The sequence below is a fragment of the Streptomyces sp. NPDC101225 genome (genome assembly GCF_044767585.1).
GTDB lineage: Bacteria > Actinomycetota > Actinomycetes > Streptomycetales > Streptomycetaceae > Streptomyces.
Genome location: NZ_JBIWOE010000026.1, coordinates 44,470 through 63,306, shown reverse-complemented (window position 1 = coordinate 63,306; position 18,837 = coordinate 44,470). Strand labels below are relative to the sequence as shown.

General features: G+C 72.8%; 18 protein-coding genes and 1 pseudogene. 7 read left to right on the top strand and 12 right to left on the bottom strand.

All coding sequences use genetic code 11. The features are described from left to right. Positions 1-3 precede the first annotated feature (3 nt). Positions 4-714, top strand: coding sequence for a L,D-transpeptidase (locus ACIRPX_RS30150; RefSeq protein WP_404201090.1), 711 nt, complete (start codon positions 4-6; stop codon positions 712-714). On the opposite strand, the gene ACIRPX_RS30145 is transcribed toward ACIRPX_RS30150, so the two are convergent. Continuing rightward, on the bottom strand, positions 701-2,155 hold the full coding sequence (locus ACIRPX_RS30145; protein ID WP_404201088.1) for a sensor histidine kinase: 1,455 nt from the start codon (positions 2,153-2,155) through the stop codon (positions 701-703). The genes ACIRPX_RS30150 and ACIRPX_RS30145 overlap by 14 nt on opposite strands. Next, on the bottom strand, positions 2,152-2,892 hold the full coding sequence (locus ACIRPX_RS30140; RefSeq protein WP_404201086.1) for a response regulator transcription factor: 741 nt from the start codon (positions 2,890-2,892) through the stop codon (positions 2,152-2,154). Before ACIRPX_RS30140 ends, ACIRPX_RS30145 begins: the two co-directional genes overlap by 4 nt. 149 nt (positions 2,893-3,041) lie before the next feature. Between ACIRPX_RS30140 and ACIRPX_RS30135 the strand changes: the two genes are divergently transcribed. From ACIRPX_RS30135 to ACIRPX_RS30115, 5 genes are all read left to right on the top strand, one after another. Then, complete coding sequence (locus tag ACIRPX_RS30135) at positions 3,042-4,394, top strand: ferric reductase-like transmembrane domain-containing protein (RefSeq protein WP_404201084.1); 1,353 nt, start codon at positions 3,042-3,044, stop codon at positions 4,392-4,394. Positions 4,395-4,413: 19 nt separating this feature from the next. Beyond that, positions 4,414-4,881 carry an FMN-binding protein gene (locus tag ACIRPX_RS30130; RefSeq protein WP_404201082.1) on the top strand — a complete coding sequence of 156 codons (468 nt, stop codon included), beginning with the start codon at positions 4,414-4,416 and terminating at the stop codon, positions 4,879-4,881. 76 nt (positions 4,882-4,957) lie between these two features. Beyond that, positions 4,958-6,340: a ferric reductase-like transmembrane domain-containing protein gene (locus tag ACIRPX_RS30125; RefSeq protein ID WP_404201080.1), complete on the top strand. Its 1,383-nt coding sequence runs from the start codon at positions 4,958-4,960 to the stop codon at positions 6,338-6,340. 29 nt (positions 6,341-6,369) lie between these two features. After that, complete coding sequence (locus ACIRPX_RS30120; protein WP_404201078.1) at positions 6,370-7,173, top strand: FMN-binding protein; 804 nt, start codon at positions 6,370-6,372, stop codon at positions 7,171-7,173. A 55-nt stretch (positions 7,174-7,228) separates the two neighbouring features. Further along, the gene (locus tag ACIRPX_RS30115) at positions 7,229-7,969 is read left to right on the top strand and encodes an FAD:protein FMN transferase (RefSeq protein ID WP_404201076.1); all 741 of its coding nucleotides are present in this window, start codon (positions 7,229-7,231) and stop codon (positions 7,967-7,969) included. An 89-nt stretch (positions 7,970-8,058) separates the two neighbouring features. Here the strand turns inward: ACIRPX_RS30115 and ACIRPX_RS30110 are convergent, their stop codons facing one another. Genes ACIRPX_RS30110 through ACIRPX_RS30075 form a run of 8 tightly spaced genes read right to left on the bottom strand, consistent with a single transcriptional unit; the run spans position 8,059 to position 16,963 of the window. Beyond that, positions 8,059-8,598: an arginine repressor gene (locus ACIRPX_RS30110; RefSeq protein ID WP_208779647.1), complete on the bottom strand. Its 540-nt coding sequence runs from the start codon at positions 8,596-8,598 to the stop codon at positions 8,059-8,061. A 7-nt stretch (positions 8,599-8,605) separates the two neighbouring features. Beyond that, positions 8,606-9,811 (bottom strand): acetylornithine transaminase, encoded by a 1,206-nt coding sequence (locus tag ACIRPX_RS30105; RefSeq protein ID WP_404201074.1) that lies wholly within the window; start codon positions 9,809-9,811, stop codon positions 8,606-8,608. Continuing rightward, positions 9,808-10,716 (bottom strand): acetylglutamate kinase, encoded by a 909-nt coding sequence (gene argB, locus ACIRPX_RS30100; protein WP_404201072.1) that lies wholly within the window; start codon positions 10,714-10,716, stop codon positions 9,808-9,810. The genes ACIRPX_RS30105 and argB overlap by 4 nt, the downstream gene beginning before the upstream one ends. After that, entirely contained in the window at positions 10,713-11,864 is a 1,152-nt protein-coding gene (gene argJ, locus ACIRPX_RS30095) for a bifunctional glutamate N-acetyltransferase/amino-acid acetyltransferase ArgJ (RefSeq protein WP_404201070.1), read from the bottom strand. The genes argB and argJ overlap by 4 nt, the downstream gene beginning before the upstream one ends. After that, a complete protein-coding gene (gene argC / locus ACIRPX_RS30090) occupies positions 11,861-12,889 on the bottom strand; it encodes an N-acetyl-gamma-glutamyl-phosphate reductase (RefSeq protein WP_404201068.1) in 1,029 nt (342 codons plus the stop codon). Before argC ends, argJ begins: the two co-directional genes overlap by 4 nt. A 44-nt stretch (positions 12,890-12,933) precedes the next feature. Continuing rightward, positions 12,934-13,305: a GtrA family protein gene (locus ACIRPX_RS30085; RefSeq protein WP_404201066.1), complete on the bottom strand. Its 372-nt coding sequence runs from the start codon at positions 13,303-13,305 to the stop codon at positions 12,934-12,936. A gap of 23 nt (positions 13,306-13,328) precedes the next feature. Beyond that, a complete protein-coding gene (locus tag ACIRPX_RS30080) occupies positions 13,329-14,279 on the bottom strand; it encodes a glycosyltransferase family 2 protein (protein ID WP_404201064.1) in 951 nt (316 codons plus the stop codon). Positions 14,280-14,302: 23 nt separating this feature from the next. Next, a complete protein-coding gene (locus ACIRPX_RS30075; RefSeq protein WP_404201062.1) occupies positions 14,303-16,963 on the bottom strand; it encodes a YfhO family protein in 2,661 nt (886 codons plus the stop codon). A 214-nt stretch (positions 16,964-17,177) separates the two neighbouring features. Here ACIRPX_RS30075 and ACIRPX_RS30070 point away from each other — a divergent pair. Further along, positions 17,178-17,624 (top strand): annotated as a pseudogene (locus ACIRPX_RS30070) (DUF6314 family protein); the annotation flags it as partial. Positions 17,625-17,637: 13 nt separating this feature from the next. On the opposite strand, the gene ACIRPX_RS30065 reads toward ACIRPX_RS30070, so the two are convergent. Further along, positions 17,638-18,231: a histidine phosphatase family protein gene (locus tag ACIRPX_RS30065; protein ID WP_404201060.1), complete on the bottom strand. Its 594-nt coding sequence runs from the start codon at positions 18,229-18,231 to the stop codon at positions 17,638-17,640. A 120-nt stretch (positions 18,232-18,351) separates the two neighbouring features. Next, positions 18,352-18,786, bottom strand: a complete 435-nt coding sequence (locus ACIRPX_RS30060) for a GNAT family N-acetyltransferase (RefSeq protein ID WP_404201058.1) — start codon at positions 18,784-18,786, stop codon at positions 18,352-18,354. Between the last annotated feature and the right edge of the window lie 51 nt (positions 18,787-18,837).

The window sequence follows — 18,837 nt, the reverse complement described above, 5'->3', positions numbered from 1 at the left end:
GCCATGCGAACCGCTCCGGCCACGGGCGCCCTGGTGGCCGCCTCCGTCCTGCTGCTCGGCGCCGCGCCGGCCGCTCCCGCCACGAGCCCGCCGCTGCCCGCGCGCATGGCCGACACCGGGGGCGGCACGCAGCTGATCACCGCCGTGGCGGCCGGGACGAACGCGACGACCGGCACGGTCACCTGGTGGGACCGGCGGGGCGGCCGCTGGGTGAAGGCCGGTTCGGCGGCCGCCCGGTTCGGGGCGAAGGGCCTGGCCGAGGGCGCGTCCCGGAAGCAGAACACCGGCACCACGCCCACCGGTCTGTACGACCTGCCCTTCGCCTTCGGCACCCAGGCCGCACCCGGCGGGACGCTCTACCCGTACCGCCGGGTGCACCAGGCGTCGTGGTGGTGCCAGGACAACGCCTCGCGCTCCTACAACCGCTGGACCGAGCCGCGCCCGGCCGACTGCCGGGCGTCCGAGTCGGAGCATCTGGCCGCGTACCCGACCCAGTACGCGTACGCGCTGGTCGTCGGCTTCAACTACCACTCCCGGGTGCGCGGCCGCGGGGCCGGGATCTTCCTGCACGTCGACGGGCGCGGGGCGACGGCCGGCTGTGTGTCCGTGCCGGCCGGCGCGATGCGGCACATCCTCACCTGGGCGCGGCCGGGCCGCGGCCCGCACATCGCGATCGGGACGACGGGCGGGCGTACGGCGATCACGCGGTACTGAGCCGCACGGTGAACGTGGTCGAACCCGGTCGGCTCTCCAGGCCGACGCTCCCGCCGTGCGCCTCCACCACGGCCGCCACGATCGACAGGCCGAGGCCGGCTCCGGCGCCGGGAGCGTCGGTGCGGCGGCGGTCGGCCCGGGTGAAGCGCTCGAAGACGCCGGGCCGGATGTCCTCGGGGACGCCCGGGCCGTCGTCGTGCACCGCGAGCACGGCCGTGAGGCCCTCGGTCTCCAGGGACACCGTGACCTTGGTGCCGGCCGGTGTGTGCACCCGCACGTTGGCCAGCAGGTTGGCCAGCACCTGGTGCAGGCGGTGCTCGTCGCCGGTGACGGTGACCGGCTCCTCCGGGAGTTCCAGGGTGAAGCGGTGGCCGGGGCCGGTGGCCCGGGCGTCCGTGACCGCGTCGAGAACCAGGCGGGTCAGGTCGACGGGACGGCGTTCGAGGGGACGGCCGGCGTCCAGGCGGGCCAGGAGCAGCAGGTCGTCGACCATGGATCCCATGCGGCCGGACTCGGCGGCGATGCGTTCCAGCGCGCGGGTGATCTGCGGCGGCACGGGGCCCGGGTGCAGCAGGGCGAGTTCCGCGTGCCCGCGCACCGTGGCGACGGGTGTGCGCAACTCGTGGCTGGCGTCGGCGGCGAAGCTGCGCAGCCGCTCCTCGCTCGCGTGCCGTTTGGTCAGCGCGTCCTCGACATGGCCCAGCATCCGGTTGAAGGCGCCGGCGACCCGGCCCACCTCGCCGCGCGGGTCGGACTCCGGCGCGCGCGGCGGCAGCGCCACCTCGCCGCTGGCCAGCGGGAGCTCGCTGACCCGGGTGGCGGTCGCCGCGACCCGGCTCAGCGGCCTGAGCGACCAGCGCACCCACAGCGCGCCCGCGACGCCGGTGAGCGTGAGGGCGGCGCCGAAGACGATCCCGGCGACCAGTTCGAGGCGGTGGACGGCGGCCTGCACGGGCTCCAGGGGCAGCCCGGTGAGCAGGACGTCGCCGTCCTTGCCCCCGGAGGCGATGACCCGGTAGTCCTCCAGGCCGGAGAGCTCGACGCTGTGGCCCTCGCCGTCGGCCGGGACGGCGACCAGCCGCTCCTGGTCGCGGGCGGAGAGGGTGACGTTCGCGACGCCGGAGCGGCGCACGACCGCCGCGTGGGTGACGGCGCCGTCGGCCACGCGGGCGCCGAAGGTCCCGGTGGCCTGTCTGCGGTCGTCGCCGTGCTCGTCGCCGTCGTGGTCGTCGGGCAGCCTGTCGGGGTGCTCCAGGCTCGCCGCGAACCGGGGCCCGGTCTGGGCCACCTGCTGGTCGAGGCGGCTGGTGAGGAAGCCGTTCAGCTCGAACACGGCGGCGAGACCGACGGCGGCGCAGCTGATCGCCAGCAGCACCACCAGACCGAAGGTGAGCCGGGCCCGCAGCGTGCGCGGGCGCGGCAGGCGCCCCAGCAGCGTCACGGGCTCACCGGCTTGAGGACGTACCCGGCCCCGCGCACCGTGTGGATCATCGGCTCCCGGCCCGCGTCCACCTTCTTGCGCAGATACGAGATGTACAGCTCGACCACGTGGGCCCGGCCGCCGAAGTCGTAGGACCACACCCGGTCGAGGATCTGCGTCTTGCTCATGACCCGGCGGGGGTTGCGCATCAGGAAGCGGAGCAGCTCGAACTCGGTCGGGGACAGCTCGATCAGGTCGCCCGCCCGGGTCACCTCGCGGGCCTCCTCGTCCATGACGAGGTCGCCCACGATCAGCCGGGGCCCCTCCTCCTGCTGCCGGGCCATGCCGGCGCGGCGCAGCAGTCCGCGGACCCGGGCGACGACCTCCTCCAGGCTGAAGGGCTTGGTGACGTAGTCGTCCCCGCCCGCGGTGATGCCCGCGATCCGGTCCTCCACCGCGTCCCGTGCGGTCAGGAACAGCACGCAGACGTCCGGTTTCACGGCGTGCAGGGAGCGCAGCACGGAGAAGCCGTCGGTGTCCGGGAGCATCACGTCGAGGACGACCGCGTCCGGCATCAGCTCCCTCGCCTCGGTGACGGCGGAGGCGCCGTCACCGGCCGAGTGCACCCGCCAGCCCTCGTAGCGCAGGGCGCCGGAGAGCACCTCGGCGAGGTCCGGGTCGTCGTCGACGACGAGGACGCGCAGCGGTGTGCCGTCGGGGCGGGTCAGGGCGGGTCGGCCGGAGCGGGTGGTGTTCATCGCCCTTCCAGCATCCCTCCTCGCGGCGGCGGCGGTCGACGGGCGACGCTCTGAGTTTCCTCTGAGTGCGCTCGCCCGGGTCCTGTTCAGAGGCGGCTGAGAGGTTGGCCCGGCACAGTTGCGTCCGGAACAGGCGAAAGGACGCACATATGACCACGGTGTACGAGCGGCGGGCGGCTCCGGCCGTGGCGCCGCCCGCGCGGCGCTCCCCCGCGGCCGCCGTACTGGCACTGCTGTGGGCCGGCGCGGCCGCCGTGGTCGCGCTGTGGTGGGCGGACACCGCGTCGGTGGTCGGCGCGGCCGGCTGGCTGACCGGGGCCGGGCGGATCGCCGGGCTGCTGTGCGGGTACGCCTGCGCGGTGCTGGTCGGCCTGATGGCGCGGGTGCCGCTGCTGGAGCGGCGCGTCGGCTCCGACCGGGTGGCCCGCTGGCACGCGATGGCCGGCCGCTACACGGTCTGCCTGCTGGTGGCGCACATCGTGCTGATCCTCCTCGGGTACGCCGCCCAGGACGGCTCCTCGCTCTGGCACGAGACGACCACCGTGGTCCTGGACTACCCGGACATGCTGAAGGCGACGTCCGGCACGCTGATCCTGTTCGCGGTCGGCATCACCTCGGCCCGCGCCGCGCGCCGCCGCATCAGCCACGAGTTCTGGTACTACGTCCACCTGCTCACCTACCTCGCCGTCTTCCTGGCCTTCTTCCACCAGCTGACCCTGGGCAACGAGTTCAACGGCCACACGGTCGCCACGGCCGCCTGGTACGCGCTGTACCTCGGTGTCGCGGCCCTGGTGCTGTGGTTCCGGGTGCTGGAGCCGGTGCGGCTGAACCTGCGGCACCGGCTGCGGGTCGACTCGGTGCACCGGGAGGCGCCGGGCGTGTTCTCGGTCGTCGTGCGGGGCCACAGGCTCGACGAACTCGACGTGCAGGCCGGGCAGTTCTTCCGCTGGCGGTTCTTCGGCGAGGGCCTGGGCTGGACGTCGACGCCCTACTCGCTGTCGGCGCCGCCCCGGCAGGACCTGCTGCGGATCACGGTCAAGGCGCTCGGCGACCACAGCGCGGCCGTCTCCCTGCTGCGGCCCGGCACGCGCGTGTGGGCGGAGGGCCCGTACGGCTCGCTGACCGCGGACCGGCAGACCGCGCCGAAGTCGCTGCTGATCGCGGGCGGCGTCGGCATCACCCCGCTGCGGGCCCTGTTCGAGACGCTGCCCGGCGAGGTCACCCTCCTCTACCGGGCGCGCACGGCCGAGGACCTGGCCCTGGGCGGGGAGCTGGAGGCCATCGCGCGCTGGCGCGGCGCCAAGGTGCTCTACGCCCTCAACGGAGCGGACGGCCGGCGCCCCAGCCTCACGCCCCGGTCGCTGCGCGCGACCTTCCCGGACCTGGCCGGGCACGACGTGTACATCTGCGGGCCGCACGGCTTCGCCCGCGAGCTGTACGAGGCGCTGCGCGCCGCCGGGGTCCCGGACCGCCGTATCCACCACGAGTCCTTCGAACTCTGAGAGCTGTGAGGCCGCAGAAGTGCACGCGTTGAAGAAGAACCGCCCGCTGCGCCGGATCGTGCTGGCGAGTGCCGCCACCGTCTCCGGGATGGTGCTGCTGCTGTCGCTGAAGCCGCACTCGACGCCGAACGTGGGCCTGGCGGTGCCCGCGCCGTCCAGCAGCTCCTCCGGGAGCACGTCCGGGGGCACCTCCGGGGGCGCCGTCACGGGCACGAAGAAGGTCACCGGCGACACGGTCCAGACCCGCTGGGGTCCCGTCCAGGTCCGCATCACGATCAAGAACGGGAAGCTCACCGACGTCACCGCCGTCAGCTATCCGACGGACAACCCCCGGGACCAGGAGATCAACAGCTTCGCCCTGCCGCGGCTGCGCAGCGAGGCCCTCCAGGCCCAGAGCGCGGACATCGACACCGTGTCGGGCGCCACCTACACGAGTGACGGTTACCGCCAGTCACTCCAGTCCGCACTGGACTCGGCACGCAGCTGAACGCACGAGCGCCGTGGCACGTATCTCAGGGCCAAGGGACCACGCCCACCCCCCTTGCCCCCGCCCCGGAGGAACAGTGACCACCACGCTCGCAGGCGGCCGCGCCGCCCGCCGCCAGACGATGCGCCGCATCCGCCCGCGCCGCTCCCCGGCGACCGTCCTGCTGCTGGCCGTAGGAGCCGGCGCGGCCGCTGTGCTGTGGCTGTGGTGGCACAACACGCCGTCCATCGCCGACCAGAACGGCAAGATCCTCAACGCGGGCCGGATCACCGGCCTGCTCGCGGGCTATCTGATGGCGCTCGTGGTGCTCCAGATGGCGCGCGTGCCCGCGCTGGAGCGGCGCGTCGGCTCCGACCGGGTGGCGCGCTGGCACGCGATGAGCGGCCGCTACACGCTCTGCCTCATCCTCGCGCACGTCTTCCTCACCATGTGGGGCTACGCGCTCCAGGCCGGCAAGTCGCTCGGCGACATCGTCCAGCAGACGATCGACTCCGTCGAACAGCTGCCGGACATGGGCAAGGCGGCCATCGGCATGGGCCTGTTCGTGGTCATCGGGCTCACCTCCGTCGCCCCCGTCCGCCGCCGGCTGCCCTACGACACCTGGTACCACGTCCACCTGCTGACGTACGCGGCGGTGTTCCTGACGTTCTGGCACCAGATCACCACCGGCAACGACTTCGCGGTCGAGCCGATGGCGAAGACCTTCTGGTACGCCCTCTACGGCGTCGTCACCGCGCTGGTGGTCTGGTACCGCGTCCTCACCCCGATCCGGCTCAACCTGCGCCACCGCATGCGGGTCGAGGCGGTCATCGAGGAGACGCCGGGCATCGTGTCGGTGCTGATCGGCGGGCGCAAGCTGCACCGGATGGGCGCCGAGGCGGGGCAGTTCTTCCGCTGGCGGTTCATGACGCCGGGCATGCGGTTCAGCTCCCACCCGTACTCGCTGTCCGCGGCGCCCCGCCCCGACGTGCTGCGCATCACCGTGAAGGCGATCGGCGACCACAGCGCGCGGTTGCGCGAGCTGCGGCCCGGCACCAAGGTGTGGGCCGAGGGCCCGTACGGCGCGATGACCGCCCAGCGGCGCAGTCGCGGCAAGGTGCTGCTGGTCGCGGGCGGGGTGGGCATCACGCCGATGCGGGCGCTGTTCGAGACGCTGCCCGGCGCGGCCGGCGACATCACGCTGCTCTACCGGGCCAACACCACGCAGGACCTGGCCCTTTGGGACGAGCTCGCCGCCATCGCCGACGACCGCGGCGCCCGCCTGATGTACGCGGTCAACAGCCCGGACGGCGAGCGCCCCGACATCTCGGCGGAGCGCCTGAAGCTGAAGCTGCCGGACATCGACGACCATGACGTCTTCATGTGCGGCCCGGCCGGGTTCGCCCAGTCCGTCTACGAAGCACTGCGCGGCGCGGGAGTGCCCGCCCGCCGCATCCATCACGAGTCGTTCGAGATGTGAGCGACGGGACTTCAGGAGCCTGAGAAGCGATGAGGAAGAGTCACCCCATCCGACGTGTCGTGCTCGCCACCGCGGCCACCGTGTCGGGCGTCGTACTGCTGCTGTCGCTGAAACCGGCGTCCGGCCCCGGCGCTCAGGCGGCCGGTGCGGCCCCGCAGCAGACCGCGGCGGCGCAGGAGTCGCCGCAGGGCGGTTCCGCGGCGGCCGGGTCCGGCACCGTCGACGGCAACGTGGTCACGACGCAGTACGGCGACGTCCAGGTCCGGCTGACCGTCAGCGGCGGCAGGATCACCAAGGCCGACGCCGTCCAGGCGCCCAAGGGCGGCACCAGCGACCAGAAGACCGCCCTGTCCGTGCCCAAGCTCAACCAGGAGGCGGTCGCCGCGCAGAGCGCGCAGATCGACTCGGTGTCCGGGGCGACGTACACGAGCACCGGGTACAAGAAGTCGCTGCAGTCCGCGATCGACAAGATGAAGGCGAGCGCCGGGGCGTCGAAGAGCGGGGGCTCGTCCGGCAGTTCGGGCAGCGGCTCCTCACAGGCCTCCGGCGGCTCCGCCCGGGCCAGGACCGTCACGGGCAAGGTCGTCCAGACCGACTACGGGCCGGTCCAGGTCCGGATCACCGTCAGCGACGGCAAGATCACCAAGGCCGACGCGGTGCAGGCGCCCAGTGGCGGCCTCAGCGACCAGAAGACGGCGGCGGCCGTGCCCAAGCTCAACCAGGAGGCGGTGGCGGCCGGCAGCGCGCGGATCGACGCGGTGTCGGGTGCCACGTACACCAGCACCGGCTACAAGCAGTCGCTCCAGTCGGCACTGGACCAGGCCGGTGGCTGAGACGGTGGCCGAATCGGCAGAAGCTCCCGCCGCGGTGCGTCACGCGGAGGAGGTCATGGGGACCGTCTTCTCCTTCGACGTCCGCGGCGGGGAACCCGGTGCGGTGCAGGCGGCGCTCGACGAGGCGGTCGCCGGACTGCACCGGGTCAACGAGGTGTTCAGCATGTACCGCGACGACAGCCAGCTCTCCCGCCTGTCACGGGGTGAACTGACCGTCGAGGACTGCGATCCCGAGGTCGCCGAGGTGCTGGAACTGGGCGCGGAGGCGGAGCGGGTGAGCGACGGCTGGTTCAGCATGCGCTACGAGGGGCGGCTGGATCCGACCGGCATCGTCAAGGGCTGGGCCGCCGAACACGCGGCGCGGCTCCTCGCGGCGACGCCTGGGGTGTGCGGGGTGAGCATGAACGGCGGCGGGGACGTCCAGCTGCTCGGCTCGCCCGAACCGCACCGGCCCTGGCGGGTCGGGGTGGCCGACCCGCTGCGCCCGGGCGGTCTCGCGGCGGTCGTGTCCGCGGCCGGCGTCGGCGAACTCGCGGTGGCCACGTCCGGCACCGCCGAGCGGGGCGCGCACATCGTGGACCCGCGCACGGGCCGCTCCGCGGTGACCGACCTGGTGGCGGTGACCGTGGTGGCCCCGGCGCTGACCTGGGCGGACTGCTGGGCGACGGCCGCGTTCGCCATGGGTTCCCGGGACGGGCTGCGCTGGCTGGAGTCCCTGCCGGACGTGGAGGCGCTGCTCATCACGGCGGGCGACGAGGTGCGCTGCACGGGAGGGCTGGCGGCCCGCCTGGGCTGAGACCTGCCGGGCGGACGGCCCGGCCGGGAGGAAACCCCCATGCGAGTCCGGGGCGCGCGGTGCGACCGCGCGCCCCGGACTCGTCGGCGTCAGTGGCCGTTCTGCGCGAGCCGCAGCAGGTGCTCCGCGAGCGCCTGGCCGCCGGTCGGCTCCCGGCTGATGAGCAGCAGGGTGTCGTCGCCCGCGATGGTGCCCAGGATGTCGTGCAGCTCCGCCTGGTCGATGGCCGACGCCAGGAACTGCGCGGCGCCGGGGGGCGTGCGCAGCACCACCAGGTTCGCCGAGGCCTCCGCGGAGATCAGCAGCTCCTGGGAGAGGCGCCGCATCCGCTCCTCCTTCGCCGACTCGCCGAGCGGGGCCCGCGGGGTGCGGAAGCCGCCCTCGCTGGGGACCGCGTAGATGAGGTCGCCGTCGTTGTTGCGGATCTTCACCGCGTTGAGCTCGTCCAGGTCCCGGGAGAGCGTCGCCTGGGTGACGGTCAGCCCGTCGTCGGCGAGCAGCTTCGCCAACTGGCTCTGGGAGCGCACCGGTTGCCGGTTGAGGATGTCCACGATCCGGCGGTGGCGTGCGGTGCGGGTCTGCGGCACGGCAGGCCCGGCGTGCTGTGCGTCGTCCTGCGCCTGGCTCATCGTCGTCTCATTCTCCGGATCCGTCCCCGTGTGCGTGGTCCAGGACGCCGGGGAGCACCCGGAGGAACGCGTCCACCTCGTCGTCGCCGAGGTTGAGCGGCGGCATCAGCCGTACGACGTCGGGCGCGGGCGCGTTCACCAGGATTCCGGCCTCCTGAGCCGCCTGGCGCACCTGGGGCGCGAGGGGCTCGGTGAGCACGATACCCAGGAGGAGGCCCGCTCCCCGGACATGGGAGATCAACGCGTGGCCCAGGGACTCGATCCCGTTCCGCAACGTCTCGCTCTGCCGCTTGACGTTCTCCAGCAGCCCCTCGTTCTCGATGGTGTCGAGCACGGCGAGTCCGGCGGCGCAGGCGACCGGGTTGCCGCCGAAGGTCGTGCCGTGGTGCCCGGGCCGCAGCAGTTCGGCCGCGCGGCCGAAGGCGACGGTGGCGCCGAGCGGCAGGCCGCCGCCGAGGCCCTTGGCGAGGGTGACGACGTCCGGCAGGACGCCCTCGTGCGCCTGGTACTCGAACCAGTGCCCGGTACGGCCGACGCCGGTCTGCACCTCGTCGAGGACGAGCAGCGCGCCGGTCGCGGCGGTGATCGCGCGGGCGGCCTTGAGGTAGCCGGGCGGTGGGGTGACGACGCCGATCTCGCCCTGCACCGGCTCCAGGACGACCAGCGCGGTCTGCTCGGTGACGGCGGCCGCCAGGGCCTGCGCGTCGCCGAACGGCACATGCGTGACCTCGCCCGGCAGCGGCAGGAACGGCTCCCGCTTGCCCTGCTGGCCGGTCATCGCGAGTGCGCCCATCGTGCGGCCGTGGAAGGCGTCCTGGGTGGCCACGACGTGCGTCCGCCCGGTGAGCCGGCCGATCTTGAAGGCGGCCTCGTTCGCCTCGGCGCCGGAGTTGCAGAAGAAGACCCGGCCCTCGCGGCCGAAGAGCTGGAGCAGCCGCTCGGCGAGCGTGATCGTCGGGTCGGCCATGAAGAAGTTGGAGATGTGGCCGAGGGAGGCGATCTGCGTGCTGACGGCCGCCACGATCGCCGGGTGGGCGTGGCCGAGCGCGTTGACGGCGATGCCGCCGACGAAGTCGAGGTACTCCTTGCCGTCGGCGTCCCACACCGTGGTGCCCGCGCCGCGTACGAGGGGCAGCAGGGGCGTGCCGTAGTTGTGCATGAGCGCGCCCTGCCACCGCTCGGTGAACTCCGTGTTCGTCGCCGTGCTCGTCATACGGCGTCCCCCTCCTGCTCGTCGGGCACGACCATCGTGCCGATGCCCTCGTCGGTGAAGATCTCCAGCAGGATCGAGTGCGGGACCCGGCCGTCGATGACGCGGGCGGTGTGGACGCCGCCGCGCACGGCGTGCAGGCAGCCCTCCATCTTCGGCACCATGCCGGAGCTGAGGTCCGGCAGCAGCTTCTCCAGCTGGGAGGCGGTGAGGCGGCTGATCACCTCGTCGCTGTTCGGCCAGTCCTCGTAAAGGCCCTCGACGTCCGTGAGGACCATGAGCGTCTCGGCGCCAAGAGCAGCAGCGAGTGCCGCAGCCGCCGTATCAGCATTGACGTTGTAGACATGTCCGTCGTCCTGACTGCGGGCGATGGAGGAGACGACCGGGATCCGGCCGTCGGCGAGCAGGGCCTCGATCGCGCCCGTGTCGATCTCGGTGATCTCGCCCACCCGCCCGATGTCGACCAACTCCCCGTCGATCTCGGGCTGGTGCTTGGTGGCGGTGATGGTGTGCGCGTCCTCGCCCGTCAGCCCCACGGCCAGCGGACCGTGTTCGTTGAGCAGGTTGACCAGCTCGCGCTGCACCTGCCCGGCCAGCACCATCCGTACGACGTCCATGGCGTCCTCGGTGGTGACCCGGAGACCGGCCTTGAACTCGCTGACGATGCCGTGCCTGTCGAGGGCGGCGCTGATCTGCGGGCCGCCGCCGTGCACGACGACCGGCCTGAGGCCGGCGTGGTGCAGGAAGACGACGTCCTGGGCGAACGCGGCCTTCAGGTCCTCGTCGACCATGGCGTTGCCGCCGAACTTGATGACGACCGTCCTGCCGTTGTGCTTGACCAGCCAGGGCAGCGCCTCGATGAGGATCTGGGCCTTGGGGAGCGCGGTGTGCTTTCGCGTGGCGGTCATGAGGAGTAGGCGCTGTTCTCGTGGACGTAGTCGGCGGTGAGGTCGTTGGTCCAGATCGTGGCGGTCTCGGACCCGGCGGCGAGGTCGGCGACGATGTGCACCTCGCGGTAGCGCATGTCGACCTTCTCGCGGTCCTCGCCGACGCCGCCGTTCTTGCAGACCCAGACGCCGTTGATGGCGACGTTCAGCCGGTCCGGCTCGAAGGCGGCTCGCGTCGTGCCGATCGCCGAGAGGACACGCCCCCAGTTGGGGTCCTCGCCGTGGATCGCGCACTTGAGGAGGTTGTTGCGGGCGATGGAGCGGCCCACCTCGACGGCGTCGTCCTCGCTCGCGGCGCCCACGACCTCGACCTTGATGTCCTTGCTGGCGCCCTCGGCGTCCCGGATCAGCTGCTGTCCGAGGTCGTCGCAGACCTGGCGCACCGCCTCCGCGAACTCCGCCTGGTCCGGGGTGACTTCGGAGGCGCCGGAGGCGAGCAGCAGCACGGTGTCGTTGGTGGACATGCAGCCGTCGGAGTCGACGCGGTCGAAGGTCGTGCGCGTCGCGGCCCGCAGCGCCCCGTCGAGTACGTCGCCGTCGAGCGCGGCGTCGGTGGTGAGGACGACCAGCATGGTGGCGAGGCCGGGGGCGAGCATGCCCGCGCCCTTGGCCATGCCGCCGACGGTCCAGCCGTCCCTCGTGACGACGGACGTCTTGTGGACGGTGTCGGTGGTCTTGATGGCGATGGCGGCCTTCTCGCCGCCGTGCTCGGAGAGCTGGGCCGCGGCCGTCTCGACACCCGGGAGCAGCTTGTCCATCGGGAGCAGTACGCCGATGAGGCCGGTGGAGCAGACGGCGACCTCGACGGCGCCGCGTCCGAGCACCTCGGCCGCCTTCTCCGCGGTGGCGTGCGTGTCCTGGAAGCCCTTGGGGCCCGTACAGGCGTTGGCGCCACCGGAGTTGAGGACGACCGCGGAGACCTGACCGCTCCGGAGGACCTGCTCGGACCAGAGCACCGGAGCGGCCTTCACACGGTTGGAGGTGAAGACGCCGGCGGCGGCGCGGCGGGGCCCGGTGTTGACCACGAGGGCCAGGTCCGGGTTGCCGTTCTCCTTGATCCCGGCGGCGATGCCCGCGGCCGTGAATCCCTTAGCTGCCGTCACGCTCACGGCGCAACTCCGATCGTGGTCAGCCCGGTGGACTCGTCGAGCCCGAGGGCGAGGTTCATGCTCTGGACGGCACCGCCCGCGGTGCCCTTGGTGAGGTTGTCGAGGGCGCTGATCGCGATGATGCGGTCCGCCGCCTCGTCGTGGGCGACCTGCACCTGAACGGCGTTGGAACCGTGGACGGACGCCGTGGCGGGCCACCGGCCCTCGGGCAGCAGGTGGACGAAGGGCTCGTCGGCGTAGGCCTTCTCGTAGGCGGCGCGGACGGACTCGGCGCTCACGCCCGCGACGGCCGGGGCGCTGCAGGTGGCGAGGATGCCGCGGGACATCGGCGCGAGGGTGGGCGTGAAGGAGACGGTGACGCGCTCGCCGGCCACCGCACTGAGGTTCTGGATCATCTCGGGCGTGTGCCGGTGGCCGCCGCCGACGCCGTACGGCGTCATCGAGCCGATGACCTCGCTGCCGAGCAGGTGCGGCTTGGGCGCCTTGCCCGCGCCTGAGGTGCCGGAGGCGGCGACGATCACGGCCTCGCTGCGCGCGAGCCCGGCGGCGTAGGCCGGGAAGAGCGCGAGGGTGGCGGCGGTCGGGTAGCAGCCGGGTACCGCGATGCGCCTGGACCCGGTGAGCCGGGCGCGGGCACCCGGCAGTTCGGGGAGGCCGTACGGCCAGGTCCCGGCGTGCGCGGAGCCGTAGAACCGCTCCCAGTCGGCCGCGTCCTCGAGCCGGAAGTCGGCGCCCATGTCGACCACGAGCACGTCCGGGCCGAGCCGCTCGGCCACGGCGGCGGACTGGCCGTGGGGCAGGGCGAGGAAGACGACGTCGTGCCCGGCGAGCACCTCGTCGGTGGTCTCCCCGAGGACCCGGTCGGCCAGTGGCAGCAGGTGCGGCTGCAGCGCGCCGAGCCGCTGACCCGCGTTGGAGTTGCCGGTCAGGGCCCCGATCTCGGTCTCCGGGTGCGCCAGGAGCAGACGCAGGAGCTCTCCGCCCGCGTAACCGCTCGCTCCGGCCACTGCCACACGTACCGTCATGTCACCCTCCTCTGGACGGCATGACTATACGTTTCGCTGCACGTTTATGCAATCCGAGTCCGGTCGGCCTTCGGGAGCATGATCCGGCGGGACACGACGAACGTCACCGGGATCGCCCCCAGGGAGGCGGGCAGAGGGGCCCAGCGGCTGCCGAGGTGCAGCAGGTCGACCAGGACGTAGACGCCCGCCGTCGTGACGAGGAAATTCACCGCGTTGGTCAGCGGGAAAAGCAGGAATTTCCGCAGTGTCGGGCGGGTGCGGTAGGTGAATCGCGCATTGAGGAAAAACGAACCGGTCAGGCTGATCGCGGTCGCCAGAATATGGGCGAGGAGATAAGGGATTCGGGTGAGCAGCGGAAGGTAGGCGCAGTAATACGTGGCGGTGTTGACGACACCGATCACGGCGAAGGTGAACATCTGCCTGTTCGTCTGCCCGGCCCTCACCGGATGAGGTCCTTCGCCCGGTCCACGTTGGTCGCCTTCACCAGGAAGTGCGGGCGGCGTTTGACCTCGTAGTAGATGCGGCCGGTGTACTCCCCGATGACGCCGAGCATGATCATCTGCACTCCGGCGACTCCGGTGACGGCGGTGATGATCGTGACGTAGCCGGGGGTCTGCACCCCGTTGACGAGCGCGGCGCCGACGATCCACGCCGTGTAGAGGCCGGCGATCGTCAGCAGGACCGTGCCGAGGTGCAGGGCGGCGCGCAACGGCCGGTTGTTGAAGGAGAGCAGTCCGTCGATCCCGTAGTTGAGCAGGCTCCTCAGGCTCCAGGAGCTGCGGCCGGCCCCGCGGGCGGCGTTCTCGTACTCGAAGGTGGTGCTCGGGAAGCCGACCCAGGCGAACAGCCCCTTGGAGAAGCGGTTGTACTCGCTGAGGTCCACGACCGCGTCCACCACGCGGCGCGAGAGCATCCTGAAGTCGCCCACGCCGTCGACCAGTTCGACGTCGACCAGGCGGTTGACGAGCCGGTAGTAGAGGCGGGCGGTGAGGGTGCGGGTCATCCGGTCGCCGGTCCTGGTGCGGCGCGCGATGACCTGGTCGTGGCCCTCCTCGCGCAACTCCACCATGCGCACGATGAGTTCGGGCGGATGCTGCAGGTCGCAGTCCATGACGACCACGGAGTCGCCGGAGGCGTGGCGCAGCCCGGCCAGCAGGGCCGCCTCCTTGCCGAAGTTGCGGCTGAAGGAGACGTACCGCACGCGCGCGTCCCGCCCGGCGAGCCGCTCGAGGGCCGCGAGCGTACGGTCGCGGCTGCCGTCGTCGACGTACACGAACTCCATGTCGTGCCCCAGCGGCAGCAGTCGGTCCGCGATCTGCTGGACCTGGCCGTGGAAGAGCTCGATGACGTCTTCCTCGTCGTAGCAGGGTGCGACGATCGATATGAGCATGGATTTCTCCCCCAGGGACGCGGTCACCGAGCGCCGGTCACGGGCTCGCGCGGTCGGGTGGTCGTGGTGGGCGGCGATGCGGCGGGGCGCCGCCGGCGGACGGCGGCGAGGACGCCGAGCAGCGCCAGGGTCAGCAGCGCGGCGGCCGCGACGGCCGTGCCGAGCCGCAGCCCGGGCGGGTGGAAGGTGCAGATGACAGTGGTGGCCGGGCCGTCGACGGGCACGGCGATCAGGCCGTGGTACTCCCCCGCCGGCCGGGCGTCCGCCTCGCCCGCGGCGCAGCGCCAGCCGGCGATGCGCGGGGCCGCGACGACGGCGACGCCCCTGCTGCCACGGGGCAGTTCGGCTCTGACGGAGTCGCCCGAGACGGTGACCCGGGTGGCTCCGGTGGCCATGAGGCGGACGACGGCGCTGTGCAGCCGGGCGGTGTCCAGGCAGCCGACCGCGCCGTCCGGGACGGTGCCGGTGGCCTTCGGAGTCAGGTCGATGTGCACCCGCCCCGAGGCCGGGACCGTGCCGAGCCGCTGCATGCCGGCGATCTTGGTGACACGGGCGTCCGACCGGAACCGCCCGGTGGGGCCGCCGCCGGCGAGCCGCGCGGTGCCCCAGAAGTGCGGCGCCCACAGGTACACCTCGCTGCCGGCCGGGCAGCCGGCGGTGACGGCCGGCAGCCGCGCGCTGCCGGGGTCCGGCACCCCCACGAGCAGCCCGGGGTGGCGGGGGTCGCGGCTCGGCGGCAGGCCCTTGCCGGTCCGCACGGTGATGCGGGGGACGGTGTAGACGCGGGCGCCGAGCAGGAGTTCCTGGTTGCGGTACGGCGAGGGGCCCCAGCCGGTGGCGGACGCGCCCGAGGGGTGCACCGTGACCAGCGGCGGCACGTCCTGCCGCGACACCGTGAGCCCGCCGCCGTCCCGCTCGGACCAGGTCTGGTGCGGGTCCGGCGGGGAGTGCACCCGTGCACCGACGGAGAAGATCGCGTCGGTGACGGCGTTGTCGAGGCTCTGCACACTGCGGCCGCGGGAACTCCAGCCGCCGCCGAGGGCGGTGAGCGTACGGCTGAGGACGTCCGAGGTGAGGCTGCTGTAGTACTGGGCGCCCTGGCCGCCGACGCTCAGCGGGTCGTTGGCGACGGTCTGTTCGCGGCCCGGGTCGGTGCGGTAGCGGGGCCAGCCGTCGGCCCGCGCGATCGCCTCCGCCTGGGCCTGCTGACGTGCGCCCCAGGGGGCGTAGTCGTCCATGTGGCCGAGCCGCAGCCGGGTGGCGACGGCGGAGGTGGCCGTCGCCTCGCCGAACTGCCCGCCGAAGAGCAGCGCCAGGGCGGATCCGGCCGCCACGACGCGGCGTCCGCCGTCCGCGCGGGGGCCTGTGCCGGTGCGCCGGCCGGCGTCCGTGTACCGCAGCAGGGCCAGCCCGCCGAACGCCCCGGCGATCGCGAGCAGGAACACCGCCCAGGTCACGGGGTGCACGAGGGCGCTGCGGCTCGCGACGGCGGTGATCAGCGCCAGCAGCCCGCCCGCCGCGCCCAGGGCCCGCGCGTCGGGCGGTCCGTACGACAGCGTGTGCCAGGCGGCGACCACCAGCAGCGCGCAGAGCACGAAGGCCTCGCGGTAGGCGCTGCCCTGCGGGGTGGCGAAGGCGTGCCAGACCAGCTGGGTCGGTGCCCACTGGAGCGACAGCGCGACCGCGACGGTCAGCAGCGTCCACCCGGCGCGCACCCGGCGCGGCACCCTGCGGTGGAAGGGCAGCGCGAGGGCCAGGACGAGCGCCGCGGTCCCGGCGTAGACGGCCGGGCTGCTGAAGCTGTACGTCGTCGGCAGCAGCCGGGCCAGCAGGTCCTCGGCCGGCACCGGCCGGAAGCGCACCTGCCGGCCGGGGTAGGCGTGTGCGGTGCCGAAGTACACGACGGCCGGCAGCGGGGCGGCGAGGCCGACGCCGAGCAGGACGGTGCCGGCGGCGCGGCCCGCGGCCGCCGCCCGCCGCCGAAGCACGGGTTCGGCGAGCCACAGCCTGAGCAGCAGCACCGCACCGGCGGCGAGCGTGGCCATGTAGGCGGTGTAGAAGTTGGCGATCCAGACGAGGGCGACCACCCCGACGCCGAGCAGGGGGCGCCGGCCCTGCCGCGTCCACTCCGCGACCAGGCACAGCAGCGGCAGCGCGATCAGGCCGTCGAGCCACATCGGGTTGTACGAGCCGACCGCGACGCTCCAGCCGCACAGGGCGTACGAGGCGCCGAGCAGCCCCGCTCCCCACCAGGGCCCGCGGCGCAGGCTCAGCAGCAGCCAGGCCGCCGCGGCGCCCGCGCACGCCGTCTTCAGCACGGTGACCACGTACACCGCGAGGTCGATCCCGTCCCGCGGGAAGACCCCGACGAGCAGCGCGAACGGGCTGCTCAGATACGTGCCGAGGTCCGGCAGGAAGCCGGCGCCGTAGCCGGACTGCCAGTTGAGGAAGAGGCCGCCGTCGGCCCGTCCGTGCAGCAGGTCCCAGAGGTGGGCGTGGAACGGCACGTACTGGTTGCCGAGGTCGTTGACGCTGCGTGTGCCGGGGCCGAACGGATAGCTGCGGGCGGCCGTGTCGGCGACGCAGAGCGCGGTGACGGTGATGACGGCCGCGAGCAGTGCGGCGGCCTTCCTCGGTGCGAAATGGTCACTCGAAACGGCCGCGGACAGGCTCGGGCGTTTCATTGCTCGTCACTCCCCGCGGTTTATCGATTCGACCGTTCAGACGGCGCGGCATTCGGATTGGTTGTGCCGACCATGAAAAGTGGTGGCGACAATTCCGAATACGGGCGGGGATTTTCGGTGGAGTGAACGGAAGGGAAACAGGACTTTCCCGGTGTGTAGTTTTAGCGTGAATTTCGGGCCCGCCCGGGTCGGCGCCCGGAGTAGGGTCGGCGGCATGCATACGCCGGACAAGTGGTGGCCCGTGCCGGACGTCCTCGCCCACCTGGCCGGGCCGTGGCATGTCGAGCGGACGGTACGGGATCTGTCGAGCGGCGCCGAGGGGCACTTCGAGGGGACGACGGTCTTCGGCCCGCTCGCGGACGGCGGACTGCTGCACGAGGAGTCCGGCACGTTCACCTGGCAGGGCGTCGCCCGCCCCGCCGAGCGCACCCTGCGCTTCCTGCCGGGCGGTTCACCGGGGACGGCGGTCGTGCGCTTCGCCGACGGCCGGCCGTTCCACGACCTGGACCTGACCTCCGGCCGGTATGTCGCGGACCATCCGTGCGCGGCGGACTTCTACCGCGGCGAGTTCACGGTCCGGGACGCGGATCACTGGCGGACGGTGTGGCGGGTGGGCGGGCCGGCGAAGGATCTCGTCCTGGCCACCGAGTACGTGCGGGAATGTTCAGACACCCCTAGGCGCGGGACGACTGGGTCGAGTGGGCGTCGAAGCGCAGGTTCCAGCGGCCGGCGTGACCGGTGACCGTGGTGGTCGACAGGGGGCGGACGTCGAGGTTCCAGTAGGTGGAGGGCGGGGCCTTCAGGGCGTAGACGAGGGCCGCGCGGATCACGGAGGGCTCGGCCACGGCGACGATACGGCCGCCGTCCTCGAACGGGCGGGTGTCGAGCCAGTTGCCGACGCGGGAGATGAAGGTCAGCAGCGACTCGCCGCCGTGCGGGACGGCCCTCGGGTCGGCGAGCCAGGCGTCGACGGCCTCGGGCTCGCGGGCCATCGCCTCGCCGAGCGTGAGACCGCACCAGCGGCCCATGTCGCAGTCGCGCAGCGCGAGCTGCACCAGGGGGGCGTAGCCGAGGGCGTCGCCGGTCGCGCGGCTGCGCGGCGTCGGTGAGCAGTAGCGCAGATCGGCCGCCGCCAGCGGGATCAGGTCGGGGGCGGCGCGCTGCACCTCGCCCCAGCCGGCCTGGTCGAGGGGGCGGTCGTCCTGGAAGTGCTCGGCGAGCAGCGGGGAGCTGCGCGCGGCGGCGACGAACGTGGCCCTGAGGTGCATGGGCCGATGGTGTGTCGCAGAGGTGCGCAGGTCAAGGGCGCGCGGTCACGAGTCACCCACGGTGGCCGAAGCCTTACTTCAGGGTCAGGACCTGGCGGACAAGTGACGCAATCCGGCCGCTCAGAACACCAGCGCCATCCAATGGTCGGGCCGCGCCAGTCCGCGGAACCCGAGCTTCTCGTACACGCCGTGGGCGTCGTGCGTGGCGAGCAGGACGCGCCGCAGGCCGTACGGCTCCAGATGATCGCGTACGGCGCCCACCAGGGCCGTCCCGATGTTCTTGCCCCGCACGCAACGGCCGACGTAGACGTCGCACAGCCAGGCGAAGGTCGCACGGTCGGTGACGACCCGGGCATACGCCACCTGATCGCCCGAAATCATGTCGTACACGCCGAAGTTCAGCGATCCGGCCACCGCCCGCTCCTGCTTCTCCCGCGGCCGCCCCCGTGCCCAGTAGGCGTCGGTCGACAGCCACCGGTGCACCCGGTCGACGTCGATCCGCCCGGTGTCGGCCGAGATCTCGTACCCCTCAGGAAGCTTCACCGCGTCGCTCATGGCGGGAGGCTCGCAGGTGCGGGGACGGGCCGTCGAGCGGTTTTCCCGTTC